The following is a 14,987-nucleotide window of genomic DNA, read 5'->3' as shown; positions in this document are numbered from 1 at the left end:
CGACGATGACCGAGGTGCACGGGAGCGGGAACGGCGGACCGGAGCACGGCGGACCGGAGCACGGCGGACCGGAGCACGGTGGGCCGGAACACGGCGGGCCGTCCGTTCCGCACACCCGTACCGCACGCCACCGACGGATCGTCGACATCCTGAACCGGCAGCCCGTGCGCTCACAGAGCCAGCTCGCCAAGCTCCTCGCCGACGACGGGCTCTCCGTCACGCAGGCCACCCTCTCCCGTGACCTGGACGAGCTGGGCGCGGTGAAGATCCGTAATACGGGCGGGGAGCTGATCTACGCGGTGCCGTCCGAGGGCGGCTTCCGTACCCCGCAGGCGCCGCTGGGGGAGTCGGCCAAGGAGGAGCGCATGCGGCGGCTCTCGGCGGAGCTCCTCATCTCCGCCGAGGCCTCGGCCAACCTGGTCGTCCTGCGTACGCCGCCGGGGGCGGCCCAGTTCCTCGCCTCGGCCATCGACCAGGCGGAACTGCACGACATCCTCGGCACCATCGCCGGGGACGACACGCTGTTGCTCATCAGCCGCGCCCCGGACGGCGGTCAGGCCCTCGCGGACCATCTGCTGCAGCTGGCGCAGAAGGCGCGCTGAGCAGCGTACGGCCGACGGGCCCGTGCCCCCCGTCATCACACGTGGGCGAACTGCCGGAAGCCCGCGGTGCACCAGGTGTCCCCGTCCGATGTGACGGCGAAGGCCTCGACGTCCGGTAGCGCTTCGAGCCAGTCGCGGGCCGCGGACCCCCGGGCGAAGGCCGCCGTGGCCCAGGCGTCCGCCGCGGTCAGCCCGCGGGTCAGCACGGTGACCGAGGCGAGCCCGTTCCGCGGCGGAGCGCCGGAGTTCGGGTCCACCACATGGCAGCCCCGCTCCGCGGTGCCGGAGGTGGCCACGGCGAACTGTCCGGCTCCTTCGACGACGGCCACGAACCGGCCCGGGTGGAGCGGGTCGCTGATCCCGATCCGCCAGGGCCGACCGGGCTCACGGCGGCCGCTCACCTGGATGTCTCCGCCGCCGTTGATGCAGGTGTCGCGAACCCCGGCGGCGGCCAGCAGCAGCGAGGCGCGTTCCACAGCCCACCCCTTGACCAGTCCGGTGGGGTCCAGCGTGCCGGCGTACCGGCTGCTGAACCAGCCGTGGCTGCGCGCCTCGGCGGCCTCGCACAGCGCCAGCACCTCCGCGATCAAGGGATCGCACTCGGCCACCGTCAGCTCGCCGCGGGCCAGTCTGCTCAGCTCGCTCTCCGGCTTGTAGGTGGAGAACAGCTCGTCCACCCGGTGCAGCCAGGCCGCGGCCGCCTCCACCGCGGCGTCCGCCTGGCCGGCGGCTTCGCCACGGACGTCGAACGAGAAGACCGTGCCCATCGCGTGCTCGATCCGGCACAGCCGCCGAGGGTCAGACACCGGCCTTGTCCAACGCGCTCTGCAGGGAGCCGATGTAGCCCTCACTGGTGTACGTGGCGCCGGACACGGCGTCGATCTCGGCGCTCTGCGCCGACACCGCCGCCCGGTCGAGCCGGGGGACGGCGGACGAGGTGATCTCCTGGGACCGCGGGGTGGACGAGGGCGCTTGTACGGCGGACGCCGCGGTGATCCGGCCTCCGGAGAGCGTGATCCGGACTTGCACCGGCCCGTAATCGGTCTGGACGGCGTCGCCGGTGACCGTCCGTGCGACCGCCGCATCCCGCGACGGCGCCTTCGGTGCCTTGGGTGCCTTCGGGGTGTCCGGGGGCTGCGCGGGTTCCGGGGGCTCCTCGGACTCCTGGGACGTCCCCGGGTTCTGCTGCTCTTCCGGTGCCTGGGGATCCGACGGGGCGGATGTGGGCGGCAGCGGTGCCGGCGCCGTCACCTCCGCCACGGGGGCCCGCGCCTCGGTCGAAGTGCCCGGCAGCCCCGGGGACTTGAGGGCCAGCAACAGGACGACGCCGGAGACGGTGGACGCAGTGGCCAGCAGAATGTGCCGGATCGGATGCTTCTTCATGGGCTCGCAGCTCACAATGCGAAGGACTCGTGGTGGATACGGCGGGCCGGGACTCCGGCCTCGCGCAGCGCGGTGTAGGACTCCTCGGCCAGGCCGGGCGGACCGCACAGGTACACGTCGTGCCGGCCGATGTCGGGCAGCATCCGGCCCAGGGTCTCCGCGCTGATCTCGGGTCGGGCCCCGTCCGGTCCGTTGACCGCGTACAACAGCCGTGCGCCGCGTGCCCGGGCGATGGCCTCGAGCTCCCGCCACAGCGCCAGATCCTCCTGGCTGTGGGCCCGGTACAGCAGGGTGAGGTCGCCCGGGCGTGCGGGGATCGACTCGAAGAGCGCCCGCAGCGGGGTGATCCCGGCTCCGCCGGCCAGCAGCAGCACTTTGGTGTTGCGTCCGCGCTGTCTGCGCGCCGCGGTGAGGGCGCCGTACGGACCCTCAGCCCACACCCGGGTGCCGGGCCGCAGCCGGGCAAGGGCCGCGCTGTGGTCCCCGGCGGCCTTGACGGTGATGCGCAGCAGGCCGGAACGCGGGGTGGCCGACAGGGAGTAGGGGTTCGAGGTCCACCTCAGGCCCGGGGCCAGGAACCGCCAGCGGAAGAACTGCCCGGCCTGGGCGCCCAGCCGGTCGAGCCGGCGCCCGCGGATGATCACCGAGACGACGTCCGGCGCCTCCCGCACGGTCTCCTGGACCGTGAGGCGATGCCGGAGATTGAGGCGCACGGGGGTGATGACCCGGTACCACAACACCAGGATCGTCACGGTGCCGTACAGCGCGTACCAGGCGGTGCGGGCGGCGGGTACGGCGGCGAACTCCGCGCCGGTCGACAGCTGGTGCCAGAAGGCGAGGTACGCGGCCGCGTAGGTCAGCAGGTGGAGGTAGTACCAGATCTCGTACCGCATCCGGTGGCGCACGACCGAGGCCGAGACGGCCGCGATGACCAGCAGCAGCGCTGTACCGACCGACGCCTCGATCATGTCGGGGTAGTCGAGGACCACGGTGACGGCCTGCGCCACCACGCCGGTCCCGGCCTGTGCGGCGTAGCCCCAGAGGATCAGCGACAGATGGGCGAGGACCAGGAAGACCGTGTAGCGACCGGCCATCGCGTGCCAGCGGGTGACCCGGTCGGAGCCGATCCGGCGTTCCAGGGCGGGCACCCGGGCCATCAGGGCGATGACCACGGCCGTGGCGTATCCGGCCAGCAGTCCGGTGATGCGACCCGCGCCGACGAGCCAGTCGCTGGTGGCCGTGACGGCCTCGGTGGTGTACCACCACAGGCCCACCGCTGCGGCGGCTCCGGCCCAGAGCAGTACGAGCACGGGCGCGGCGGGCGAGCGGCGCGGGCGCATTCGGCGCTCCGCCCTGCGCCTGGCGGCCCGGCCGCTTTGTCGAATCGTCTGAATCGTCTGTGTCGTCGCCAACGGTCCTGCCTCCCCGGTGCGCCGCGGCCCGGGGCGCACGGCAGCCCGGGCTCGGTTTCTGATACGGATCGGGGGCGCGGGATGCTCATTCCGGATCCGGCGATGGCATCGACGGCCTGGATGGCGGGCTCGACCAGCCCCCAGGGGCGGTCTCGACCGGTCACCGGGAGGCTCACCAAAGGAGCCTGTCAAGGGGCCGTGGTCACACGGGAAACAGCTCTCCGGTCTGCTGGGCACGCGACAGGAGCCGGTAGTGGGCGCTGGTGTCCATCAGCTCGCCGTGGTTCCCCCGAGCGACGACCTCACCGCCCTCGAGGACGATGATCAGGTCTGCGTCGCGGATGGTCGAGAACCGGTGCGCGATGACCAGCAGCGTGCATTCGGTGGAGATCTGCCGGATCGAGCGGCGCAGAGCCGCCTCACTGATCGGGTCGAGCTGCGAGGTCGGTTCGTCGAGCAGCAGGAGTTCCGGCCGGGTCAGCAGGGCCCGGGCGATGGCGACACGCTGGCGTTCGCCGCCGGAGACCAGGACGCCGTGCTCACCGACGTCGGTCTCGAGCCCGTCCGGAAGCCTGGCCACCAACTCCGTGAGATTCGCCAGCTCCAGGGCCCGGTGCAGCTCCTCCTGGTCGGCATCTGGGGCGGCGTAGAGGAGGTTGTCGCGCAAGGTGCCGTACAGCGCGGGGGAGTCCTGCTCGACCAACCCCATTCTCGCCCGCGAGTCCGTGCGGCTCATGGTCCGCAGATCGTCGCCGCCGAGCATGATCTCGCCCCGGTCGGGATCGTAGAACCGTTCGATGAGGGCGAAGATTGTGGACTTGCCGGCCCCGGACCGGCCGATCAGCGCGGTCCGTCCGTGCCGCGGCACTTGGAAGGACACGCCGTGCAGCACCGGCCGGTCCGCGTGGTAGCCGAACCAGACGTCGCGGAACTCCAGGGCGGGCGGGGCTGTGGGCGAAGGCGGTGTCGGCTCCGACGCCCGTACCACCGTCGACGCGGGTGGCTCGGGCGGTGCTAGCGGAGTTCCGGTTCCGGTGGTGCTGCTCGGCTCGCGCGGCAGGGCCAGGGCCTCGTTGATGCGGTGCAGGGCGCCGCTGCCCTGCTGCAGCGCGCTCATCGCCTGGAAGACCGAGCCGATCGGCACCACCAGGTAGGTCATGTACAGCAGAAAGGCCACCAGGTCGGCGACCGAGGTGGTGCCCTGGGCGACCCGCAGGCCGCCGACGAGCAGGACCACCAGGAAGGACCCGTCGACCGCGAGTTGGCTCGCTGGTTGAACCACCGCGTCCAGCTTCGCCATGTGCACGCTCGCGGCGTAGGCGGCGCGTGCCTGGCCCGCGATGCGCTCGCTCTCGCGCTGCTCCGCCCGGCTGGCCCGTACCGTGCGGGTCGCGCTCAGGGCGCGCTCCAGGTCCGAGGCCATGGCGCCGACGGACCGTTGTCGCCGCAGCGAGGCCCTCCGGATCCCGCGCAGCGCGGACGAGACCGCCAGGCCGCCCGCCAGCACCAGCGCGAAGACGATCAGGAACAGCATCGGATCGAGCCAGATCATCAGCGCCACGGCGCCGATCACGCCGACCACACCGGTGACCGCATCCGTGAACGACTCGGCCACGAGCCGGCGCACCTCGTTGCCGTCGGTTCCCGCCCGGGAGATCAGATCACCTGTGCGCTGCCTGTCGTACACGGGCATGCGCAGCCGCAGCAGACGGCCGATGAGGCTGAGCCGGAGCCCGAGCACGATGCTCTCGCTGGTCCGGGCGAGTACGTAGCGCGCGCCCGCCTCGACGACCGCCTGGCCGATGAACAGCCCGATCAGCAGGGCGATCAGCGCCACGCCGACCGATCCGGTGTCGGCCGCTTCGATGACCCGCTTGACCAGCAGGGGCTGTGCCAGGGCCAGTGCCGACCCGGTGACGGTCAACCCGCAGGCGAACAGGACCAACCGGCGGCGGGAACCGACGACGCGCGCGATGTCCCGGAGCGTGGCCCGGTTCTCGAGGGGAGGGTGCTGGCGCGGCATGTCCTGGCCTCGGGTCCTGGTGTTCAGGGAACGGTGAAGAACGTCCGGAGGTAGTCCGGTGGATACTCCTCACCGACCTTTCTTCCCTCGGCCTCCACCCAGGCGTGCGCGCCGAACGGGGCCAGGCGCCGCACCCCGACGCACCAGGTGGGCCACTGGCCGTGCAGGCGGCACAGCAGGGTCGTGGCCAGGGATCGGGGCAGGCATCCCTCCCGTCCCCCGCACGCCAAGCTGACCGCGACCACGGTGTCCCGAGCCGCCTGAGCCTGGTCGAAGGTGGCCGGACGGGCGCCCCGACGAAGCCAGTCCAACACGGTCCGGATTCGCCGGGGGCGCTGGGTGGCCAGGAGCCGCGCTGCTCCCACCACCAGCCGGACCAGGATCCGGCGCCGAAGGGGCACCGAGCGCGGGCGGTGGAAGATAGCTTCCGGCGTGGTCATTGGCTCTACTTCTCCGGCCGCCGGCCGGGTACGCGGCGCCGAACCGGTGGGCGCCCGGTGTTCTCTTCGAGCAGGCCCGCCGAGCGCAATTCGCCAACGAGCTCCTGGACGTCCCGATTCGCGCTGTCGATGTCCACCGCGTACTCCTCGGTGAGCGCCTGTACAGCCCCGGCGACGGTTCCGCCGTCCAACAGCGTTCGCAGGACGATGGCGGCGGTGGGATTGAGGGTCCAATACTGGTCGCCGTCCTCATCGAGCAGCGCGATCCCGTACTCGGTTTCGGCCGTGAACACGCCGTCACGCAGCTTGAGTGTCATCGCCTTCTCCATCAGCCGGGAGCGGTCGCAGTTTCGAGCGTACGTAGCCACACCTCGCACGCCGCAGTCTGATACAGCGCGTCGAATGGCAGGGTCGGAGGCAGCGGTCGGCTGCAAACTTCGCGCAGCACGTTCGGGTCGATCAGGCCCAGCCGGGCCAGCCGGGAGTCCTCGCACAGGGCCAGCAACTCGGCACGGTTTTCCCGCAGCCCTGCCTCCACTTCATAGGAACCCTCGTCCTTGGTGTGGCGGGTCAGGCTCTCGTCGGGAACGATGCCGCGCATCGCTTCGATGATGAGCGGTTTGTACTGCCAGGGCGTGATTCTGTCCTCCGGCCGCACTGCCAGGCCCGCTTCGATCACCCGGTCGTCGTAGTAAGGGGCAGCGAGCGTGAGCCCAACTCGAGCGGCCATCTGACCCAACTGCCGGACCATGAGGGAAGTACTCCGCATTGCTTCCAGCTCGACGTGCTGTCCGCGCTTCTCAGCCAGCGGTTCGGTGGTACGGGCCGCGGTGTGGATCAGCTCGCGGACTGCCTCGACCGCGTCCGGCGTCGCCCACGGGGGCAGCCGCGGCGGCGTCCCCCAGTCCAGTGTGGGTGTCTCCAATGGGGGCGGTACGGCAGTGAGCTGGTTGCCGACCCGGGCGAGCCATGCCCGGTAGAGGCTGTTGTCCCACAACTGCCGAACAGTTTCCCGGTACGACCACGGGCGCTGGGCGGCGAAACCCCGCACGCGCTGCAACGCGGTCCTGGGGTGCGTACGCAGCAGCGCGTGCAGGTGCGCCGGCGAGCCGGCGAGCAACTCGTCCCCGCCGAAGCCGGTCAGGTGCAGCTGCGAGCCGCGTGCCGCAGCCAACCGTGGGATGATCAGCAACTGCCTGCGATCGACAGTGGCCGGGCACGGCTCGTCAAAGTGGTCGTCCACGTCTCGCAGGCCCTCATACACCATCGGCAACCGGTCCCCGGCGTTGACGTGGTGCTCGACGTTGCCCAATCCGGTAACTGTCCGGCGAGCCCAGGTCACGTCGTCGCCCATGGGGTCGCGGCCGTCGGTGGTGTAGGCGATGACCTTCGCCCTGCTGCGGGCGGCCAGAGAGCACACCGAGGTCGAATCCAACCCACCCAGATCACAGCTCACCAGGTCTCGGCCCCGAACACGGGCCTCGACCGCGGCCGACAACGCATCCCGCAACGCCGACGCGCCCTTGGCCATCGGGATCACGGGCTCCGGAGGTGTCCACCACTTGACCGGCCGTCGCCGGCCGTCGCCGTCGAGCACCAGGTAGTGGCCGGTTGACAGGGCGCTCACTTCGCGCCACACCGGCTCGCCTGACAGCGGGTGCGGCGCGAACGGATTCAGCAGACGGACCGCCAACCGCTGCTCGTCGACCTCCGCGTCGAGGAGGTCGGCCAGCACGTCGGCCCGGTCGGCGGCCACCGTGGCGTCACCGATCCTGGCGTGGAACACCCGTCGAAGGCCGGTGATGCTCCCCTGGACCCGCACGCACCCGGCGACCGAAGCGGCCAGGTGACAACTTCCGACCATGGACCCGGCCAACCCGTCGAGGTCGGCGACCGTGTGCGTCCGGCCGGCCGCCGTGGTGAGCCGGCCGGAGGTGACCGCGTGGTCACCGACGACCACGATCTTCGTCCGGCCCGCCTCACCGACGGCCACGGCATTCGGAGACCAACGGCCGAGCAGCCAAGGCCGACCGGACGGGTGACGGACCTCCTGCTCTGCCCGGCTGCGGAGCGCGGCGCCCACCGGGGCCGCCGAAGCACAGTCCGGAAGAACGACAAACCAGCCCGGAACCTCGTCAGAATCAGGAAGACAGACCATGCGGTGCCTTTCCTGGACGCCGCGACGGGGAGTGGTGCAAGGTCTGGGGCGGCAGGAATCAAACGGTAACCCGCCGCCCTCTGGAATGCTCCCGGAGCCGACCAGCCAGGACCGACCAGATCCCAGGCCGGTCACGCTCGGGAATGGCTGGCACTCACAGGCTGAACCTGAGGCGAACCACCCTTTCCGGCCCCCTGTTAGTGCCCAGGCCAGTCTTGCGGAAAGAACCGGCCGCAGTCAGCGTAGGACGCTCGTACGCGCGCATTCGTTACACCTCCTTTCAACTACCCAAGAGATTTGTGGACAGTTCAAGGAGTCCATGCTGCAATGAGTCCGTACTGCAATGCCTCGCTGGCATCATCAATGCCACTATCCACCCTAGACTTTGACGCTCCGATTGCAACGGTTGCCGATTCAATAGTTTGCGGTGCGGCGGCGTTGACGTGCTCTTGTTCCTCCGCGTGCGCAATCGAATTCATTGGGCATTCAATGACAGTCGGGCGATTGAACCCCTTCGCGTGCAGGGGCGGTTCCATTCCGTAGTCCAGTTAACAGGCCGTCAGGGCCGTAGTTCGCTGAGTTGGTGTGCCTGCGAAGCGGAGAACCGGCCCGGGTCGCCGCGGGTCGCCGCGAAGGCGTGCTCCGAGCGCATGGAGATGTACTCCCCCGCACCGCTGGGCGGGGGTCCCGGCGTTAGCTGGGGGAGAGCCCCCAGCGCCCGGCTCGACCGGGGAGCCCGACGCGCGGAGGGGCGCCGCGGCCCGGTGCCCGCCCACAGCTCCGCCGGGCCGCGGCGCCCGTCCCGGCGCTGCAGAACGGTCCCGTGCTTCCTCGCGCTCCGGCATTGACGAAACATACGGGGCTCTGCATACTTATACCCATCAGCGTATGCACCGTAAGGAGAGACCCGTGACCGAGCGCGTCGTACTCGCCTACTCGGGCGGCCTGGACACCTCCGTCGCCATCGGCTGGATCGCCGAGGAGACGGGCGCCGAGGTCATCGCCGTTGCCGCGGACGTCGGCCAGGGCGGCGAGGACCTGGACGTCATCCGCAAGCGCGCGCTCGCCTGCGGTGCCGTCGAGGCCGAGGTGGCTGACGCCAAGGATGAGTTCGCCGACGAGTACTGCCTCCCGGCGATCAAGGCAAATGCCCTCTACATGGACCGCTACCCGCTGGTCTCGGCGCTCTCCCGGCCGACGATCGTCAAGCACCTCGTCGCCGCCGCCAAGAAACACGGCGCCACCACCGTCGCCCACGGCTGCACCGGCAAGGGCAACGACCAGGTGCGGTTCGAGGCCGGTATCTCCTCCCTCGCCCCCGACCTGAAGTGCATCGCTCCGGTCCGTGACTACGCCATGACCCGGGACAAGGCCATCGCCTTCTGCGAGGACAAGGGCCTGCCCATCGCGACCACCAAGAAGTCCCCGTACTCCATCGACCAGAACGTCTTCGGGCGGGCCGTGGAGACCGGCTTCCTGGAGGACATCTGGAACGGGCCGATCGAGGACGTCTACGAGTACACGCAGAACCCGGCGACGCCGCGCGACGCCGACGAGGTGATCATCACCTTCAAGCAGGGCGTCCCTGTCGCCATCGACGGCAAGCCCGTCACCGTCCTGCAGGCGATCCAGCAGCTTAACGAGCGGGCCGGCGCCCAGGGCGTCGGCCGGATCGACATGGTCGAGGACCGGCTCGTCGGCATCAAGTCCCGCGAGGTCTACGAGGCCCCCGGAGCGATCGCGCTGATCACCGCCCACCAGGAGCTGGAGAGCGTCACCGTCGAGCGCGAGCTGGCCCGGTACAAGCGGCAGGTCGAGCAGCGGTGGGGCGAGCTGGTCTACGACGGCCTGTGGTTCTCCCCGCTCAAGCGTGCCCTGGACGGCTTTATCGACGAGGCCAACCAGCACGTCTCCGGCGACATCCGGATGACCCTGCACGGCGGCCGGGCCGTCGTCACCGGCCGGCGGTCCGAGGCGTCGCTGTACGACTTCAACCTCGCCACGTACGACACCGGCGACACCTTCGACCAGTCGCTGTCGAAGGGCTTCATCGAGATCTTCGGGATGTCGTCGAAGATCGCGGCCAAGCGTGACCTGGCCTGAGGCCCGACCGCGGTAACGTCCCGTACCACCACCGCCTCCCCGTCGCCGGTGGGTGGGGGTCCCCCCGGGCCCGCATGGGCCTAGGGGGAGGTCGCACACCCACGAGGAGCAGAGCAGTGAGCAACGGCACCACCGGCAACTCCGGCGACGTCCGGCTGTGGGGCGGCCGGTTCGCCGACGGGCCATCGGACGCGCTCGCCGCACTGTCGGCGTCCGTCCACTTCGACTGGCGGCTCGCGCCCTATGACATCGCCGGTTCCCGGGCCCACGCGCGCGTGCTCCACAAGGCCGGTCTGCTGACCGCCGACGAAGAGGAACGGATGCTCACCGGCCTCGACCGGCTCGAGGCCGACGTCGCCGACGGGACCTTCACCGGCACCGTCGCCGACGAGGACGTGCACACCGCCCTGGAGCGCGGGCTGCTGGAGCGCCTCGGCCCCGACCTCGGCGGCAAACTGCGGGCCGGCCGGTCCCGGAACGACCAGGTCGCGACCCTTTTCCGGATGTATCTGCGGGACCACGCCCGGATCATCGGCGGCCTCATCGCGAACCTCCAGGAGGCGCTGATCGGCCTCGCCGAGGCACACCCGGACGTCGCCATGCCGGGCCGTACGCACCTCCAGCACGCCCAGCCCGTGCTCTTCGCGCACCATGTCCTCGCCCACGTCCAGGCACTGAGCCGGGACGCGGAGCGACTGCAGCAGTGGGACGAGCGCACGGCCGTCTCGCCGTACGGCTCCGGGGCGCTCGCCGGCTCCTCGCTGGGCCTGGACCCGGAGGCCGTCGCCGCCGACCTCGGCTTCGAGCGCGGCTCGTCCGGCAACTCCATCGACGGCACGGCCTCCCGCGACTTCGTCGCCGAGTTCGCCTTCATCACGGCGATGATCGGCATCGACCTGTCCCGGATCGCCGAGGAGGTCATCATCTGGAACACGAAGGAGTTCTCCTACCTGACCCTCCACGACGCCTTCTCCACCGGCTCGTCGATCATGCCGCAGAAGAAGAACCCGGACATCGCGGAGCTGGCGCGGGGCAAGTCGGGGCGTCTGATCGGCAATCTGACCGGACTGCTCGCGACGCTCAAGGCCCTCCCGCTCGCGTACAACCGCGACCTCCAGGAGGACAAGGAGCCGGTCTTCGACTCCTGCGACACGCTCGAGGTCCTGCTCCCCGCGTTCACCGGCATGATGGCGACCCTCACGGTCAACCGGGAGCGCCTGGAGGAACTGGCCCCGGCGGGCTTCTCCCTCGCCACCGACATCGCCGAGTGGCTGGTCAAGCAGGGCGTGCCGTTCCGTGTCGCGCACGAGGTCGCCGGTGAATGCGTCAAGGAGTGCGAGGCGCACGGCATCGAGCTGCACGAGCTGACGGATGATCAATTCGCTGCGATCTCCCCGCACCTCACCCCGGAGGTCCGTTCGGTGCTGAGCGTCCCCGGCGCCCTCGCCTCGCGCAGCGGTCGCGGCGGTACGGCTCCCTCGGCCGTGGCCGCCCAACTGGCCGAGCTGAAGGCCGACCTGGCGCAGCAGCAGGCTTGGGCCGCCGCCAAAGGCTGACCACCCCGACACGAGCACTTCGGCCTGGCCACCGTCGGGCCGACTTGGATACGCTCGTGTTTCGAATGAGACGTAGGTGTCTCATTCGGGGTATGGTCGTCTCATGGCTGTTGATCGTGAACATGTGCTGCGGGAGGCTGCGGCCCTCCTGACGCGGAAGGCCACGGCCTCCATGGACGAGATCGCCAGGGCCGCCGGCATCAGCCGGGCCACCTTGCACCGGCACTTCGCCGGGCGGGACGCCCTGGTCGAGGCGCTCGGTGTGTTCGGCATCGAACTGGTGGAGGAGCGGCTGGAGGCCGCGCGGATCGACGAGGGGAACCCCGTCGACGCGGTGCGCCGGCTCATCGCCGAGGCCATGCCCGTATCCGGCTTCCTGGCCTTCCTCTACGGCGAGAACCAGCTCTATGAGTCCGGGGCGATGGACGAGGGCTGGGAGCGCATCGACCAGCAGGTCAGCGCGCTGTTCCGGCGTGGTCAGGAGCAGGGTCTGTTCCGCATCGACCTCAGCCCCGGCTGGCTCACCGAGGCCCTCTACGCCCTGATCGCCGCCTCCGCCTGGACCGTTCAAGACGGGCGGGTGGCGCAGAAGGACGCCCCGTACATGGTCGTCGAGCTCCTGCTCGGCGGAATGATGCGGAGATCAGAGCAGTGAGCAGCAAGACCGTCATACGTCCGGACGGGAGGCCGGACGCGGGCTTGGCCCGGGTTCACGTGGAGCAGGGCGCGCCGGGACGCTGGCTCGCGCTCGCCGTCCTCGTCCTCGCCGTCCTGCTGGTGGGCGTCGACGCCACCGTCCTCGGTCTGGCCACGCCGTTCCTCAGCCAGGACCTGCGGCCCTCCGGCACCGAGCTCCTGTGGATCGGTGACGTCTACTCCTTCGTCATCGCCGGACTGCTGGTGTCCATGGGCAGCCTCGGCGACCGTATCGGCCGCAAGAAGTTGCTGCTGAGCGGCGCGGTCGCCTTCGGTGCGCTGTCCCTCCCGGCTGCGTACGCCTCCAGTCCCGGCATGATGATCCTCGCGCGGGCGCTGATGGGGGTCGCAGGCGCGACGCTGATGCCCTCCACCCTCGCCCTCATCCGCAACCTCTTCCCCGACTCCAGGGAGCGCAGCCTCGCTGTCGGCATCTGGGGTGCGATGGCGTCGGCGGGCGCCGCGGTCGGGCCGGTCGCCGGCGGCTTCCTGCTGGAGCACTTCTGGTGGGGCTCGGTCTTCCTGATCAATCTGCCCGTCATGGCGGTGCTCGTCGCCGTGGGCGGCAAACTGCTGCCGGAGTCGCGGAACCCCGCCCCGGGCCCCTGGGATCTGCCCAGTGTCGGACTGTCGCTCATCGGCGTGATCGGCGTCGTATACGGCGTCAAGGAGCTGGCTGCGCACGGCATGGGCGGGGACTCGGCCGTGGCGGGCGCCGTAGGAGCCTTGGCCCTGGCCGGCTTCGTCCGGCGCCAGCTCACCCTGCGCGCGCCCCTGCTGGACGTCCGGCTCTTCCGGCACCGCGGGTTCTCCGCGGCCGTCATGGCCGACCTGCTCACCATCCTGGGACTGTCCGGCCTGGTCTTCTTCCTGTCGCAGTTCCTGCAACTCGTTCAGCTGCGCAAGCCGCTGGAGGCCGGCCTCGCCGAACTGCCCGCCGCCGTCGGAGCGGTCGCGGCCGGGCTCGTGGCAGGAGCGGCCGCCCGGCGCTGGTCGGTGCGGCTGGTGGTCACGGGCGGACTCGCCGCCGTGGGCCTCGCCCTCGCCGCGCTGACCTTGCTGGGGGCGGGGACCGGGTATCCCGTGCTCGGCGCCGTCCTGCTCGTCGTCGGCATCGGCGCGGGTCTCTCCTTCACCGTCACGGCGGACGTGATCCTCTCCAGCGTCGACGGGGAGCAGGCGGGCGCGGCCGCGGGCGTCTCCGAGACAGCGTACGAACTCGGTGCCGCCCTCGGCATCGCCCTCCTCGGCTCCGTCGTCACGGGTGTCTACCGCGACTTCACGACTCCGGCGGGCGTGCCGGACGCCGTGGCGGCAGCGGCACACGAGTCGCTCAGCGGTGCCGCGGAGGGGGCGGCGGGTCTGCCGGACGGCGTGGGCGCGGCTCTGCTCTCCTCGGCGCAGGAGGCGTTCGTGGACGGGCTGCGGCTGGCGTCCGGGGTGGGCGCGGCGGTACTCCTGGCGACCGCCGCCGGGGCCTGCTTCCTGTTGCGCGGCCAGCGGCTGGACGGTGGGACCGGCGCTCATGACGCCGACGCTCACCGGGCCGGCCCCCACCGGACCGCCGCTCATGGTGCCGGTGCTGACGCGAACACCCACTGAACAGCAGGGCGCGCGGCGTCATCCCCCGGGGACGCGGCAAGCGGGGCGGGCCGTGGGCGACGACTCGTCCGCCCGCGGTCCGCCCCCGGCACCCTGGCCAAGGCCCTTATGCCGCCTTCGCCTTGGTGGCGTACATGTCCACGTACTCCTGACCCGACAGCATCATGACCCGGCTCATGACCTCGTCGGTCACGGCGCGCAGCACATAGCGGTCGCGGTCCATGCCCTCGTAGCGCGAGAAGTCCAGCGGTTCGCCGAAGCGGATGGTGACCGGGCTGATCCGCGGGCGGCCCTTGCCGCCCGGCTGCACCTTGTCGGTGCCGATCATCGCGAACGGGACCACCGGCGCCCCGGTCATCAGCGCCAGCCGGGACACGCCCGTACGGCCGCGGTACAGGCGGCCGTCGGGGGAGCGGGTGCCCTCGGGGTAGATCCCGAAGACCTTGCCCTCATCCAGCACCCGGCGGCCGGTCATCAGCGCCGCCACGCCGCCGTGGCCGCCGTCGCGGTCGACCGGGATCATGCCGGACGCGGTGAAGAACCACGCCATCAGCCGGCCCTTGACGCCGCTGCCCTTGACGTACTCGTCCTTCCCGATGAAGAAGACCTGCCGCTTGACGACCAGCCCCAGGAACATCGAGTCGATGAAGGTGACGTGGTTGCCGGCGAGGATCACCGGGCCCGTCGCCGCGATGTTCTCCATGCCCTCGACCTTCGGGCGGTACAGGACGCGCATGAGCAATCCGAGAATCGCCTTGAGCAGGATGCGGGACAACTGGCCCTCCGGTCGTGATGGTCGGCTGGGGCACATCCGCGGTGAATGACCGTTGGAAGGGCGGTCTGCACCGCATGAGTGTGCAGGTGAGGACGATACTCGCGGGTTGCACCGCTGTGCACCTCGGTCACGTCTCCGATACCTGGTGTTGACGTGGGTTTCCGCCGCGTTCCGTCCAATGTCCCCCTCATACAAGGTGTTGCCCCCTACGATCGCCCTGTTGTTCGGGTGCGGCAC

Annotated in this window: 14 protein-coding genes; 5 read left to right on the top strand and 9 right to left on the bottom strand. The window is 70.6% G+C overall.

Annotated elements, in window-relative coordinates:
* Window positions 1-5 precede the first annotated feature (5 nt).
* The gene (locus tag ACTWQI_RS04530; protein ID WP_443267920.1) at window positions 6-602 is read left to right on the top strand and encodes an arginine repressor; all 597 of its coding nucleotides are present in this window, start codon (window positions 6-8) and stop codon (window positions 600-602) included.
* 35 nt (window positions 603-637) lie between these two features.
* Here the strand turns inward: ACTWQI_RS04530 and ACTWQI_RS04525 are convergent, their stop codons facing one another.
* The 8 genes from ACTWQI_RS04525 to ACTWQI_RS04490 form a co-directional block, all read right to left on the bottom strand.
* Window positions 638-1,369, bottom strand: coding sequence for an FAD:protein FMN transferase (locus tag ACTWQI_RS04525; protein WP_443267918.1), 732 nt, complete (start codon window positions 1,367-1,369; stop codon window positions 638-640).
* A 31-nt stretch (window positions 1,370-1,400) separates the two neighbouring features.
* Window positions 1,401-1,985 carry an FMN-binding protein gene (locus tag ACTWQI_RS04520; RefSeq protein WP_443267641.1) on the bottom strand — a complete coding sequence of 195 codons (585 nt, stop codon included), beginning with the start codon at window positions 1,983-1,985 and terminating at the stop codon, window positions 1,401-1,403.
* Window positions 1,986-1,996: 11 nt separating this feature from the next.
* The gene (locus tag ACTWQI_RS04515; RefSeq protein WP_443267639.1) at window positions 1,997-3,325 is read right to left on the bottom strand and encodes a ferredoxin reductase family protein; all 1,329 of its coding nucleotides are present in this window, start codon (window positions 3,323-3,325) and stop codon (window positions 1,997-1,999) included.
* A 274-nt stretch (window positions 3,326-3,599) separates the two neighbouring features.
* A complete protein-coding gene (locus ACTWQI_RS04510; RefSeq protein ID WP_443267637.1) occupies window positions 3,600-5,420 on the bottom strand; it encodes an ABC transporter ATP-binding protein in 1,821 nt (606 codons plus the stop codon).
* 23 nt (window positions 5,421-5,443) lie between these two features.
* The gene (locus ACTWQI_RS04505) at window positions 5,444-5,860 is read right to left on the bottom strand and encodes a lasso peptide biosynthesis B2 protein (protein ID WP_443267634.1); all 417 of its coding nucleotides are present in this window, start codon (window positions 5,858-5,860) and stop codon (window positions 5,444-5,446) included.
* Window positions 5,861-5,865: 5 nt separating this feature from the next.
* A complete protein-coding gene (locus ACTWQI_RS04500; protein WP_443267632.1) occupies window positions 5,866-6,177 on the bottom strand; it encodes a lasso peptide biosynthesis PqqD family chaperone in 312 nt (103 codons plus the stop codon).
* Window positions 6,178-6,188: 11 nt separating this feature from the next.
* Window positions 6,189-8,018, bottom strand: a complete 1,830-nt coding sequence (locus ACTWQI_RS04495) for a lasso peptide isopeptide bond-forming cyclase (protein WP_443267630.1) — start codon at window positions 8,016-8,018, stop codon at window positions 6,189-6,191.
* Between the two features lie 154 nt (window positions 8,019-8,172).
* Window positions 8,173-8,283 (bottom strand): keywimysin-related RiPP, encoded by a 111-nt coding sequence (locus ACTWQI_RS04490; protein ID WP_443267628.1) that lies wholly within the window; start codon window positions 8,281-8,283, stop codon window positions 8,173-8,175.
* Between the two features lie 644 nt (window positions 8,284-8,927).
* Here ACTWQI_RS04490 and ACTWQI_RS04485 point away from each other — a divergent pair.
* From ACTWQI_RS04485 to ACTWQI_RS04470, 4 genes are all read left to right on the top strand, one after another.
* Entirely contained in the window at window positions 8,928-10,121 is a 1,194-nt protein-coding gene (locus ACTWQI_RS04485) for an argininosuccinate synthase (RefSeq protein WP_443267626.1), read from the top strand.
* A gap of 116 nt (window positions 10,122-10,237) precedes the next feature.
* Window positions 10,238-11,677, top strand: a complete 1,440-nt coding sequence (gene argH, locus ACTWQI_RS04480) for an argininosuccinate lyase (RefSeq protein ID WP_443267625.1) — start codon at window positions 10,238-10,240, stop codon at window positions 11,675-11,677.
* A 103-nt stretch (window positions 11,678-11,780) separates the two neighbouring features.
* On the top strand, window positions 11,781-12,332 hold the full coding sequence (locus tag ACTWQI_RS04475) for a TetR/AcrR family transcriptional regulator (RefSeq protein ID WP_443267623.1): 552 nt from the start codon (window positions 11,781-11,783) through the stop codon (window positions 12,330-12,332).
* A gap of 44 nt (window positions 12,333-12,376) precedes the next feature.
* Window positions 12,377-13,975 (top strand): MFS transporter, encoded by a 1,599-nt coding sequence (locus ACTWQI_RS04470; protein ID WP_443267917.1) that lies wholly within the window; start codon window positions 12,377-12,379, stop codon window positions 13,973-13,975.
* 106 nt (window positions 13,976-14,081) lie between these two features.
* Here ACTWQI_RS04470 and ACTWQI_RS04465 read toward each other — a convergent pair whose 3' ends face one another.
* The gene (locus tag ACTWQI_RS04465; RefSeq protein ID WP_443267622.1) at window positions 14,082-14,750 is read right to left on the bottom strand and encodes a lysophospholipid acyltransferase family protein; all 669 of its coding nucleotides are present in this window, start codon (window positions 14,748-14,750) and stop codon (window positions 14,082-14,084) included.
* Between the last annotated feature and the right edge of the window lie 237 nt (window positions 14,751-14,987).

This window comes from Streptomyces sp. KR80, assembly GCF_052245555.1.
Lineage (GTDB): Bacteria > Actinomycetota > Actinomycetes > Streptomycetales > Streptomycetaceae > Streptomyces.
Note: the sequence above shows the minus strand (reverse complement) of the source record. Positions and strands in the feature narration are given on the sequence as shown.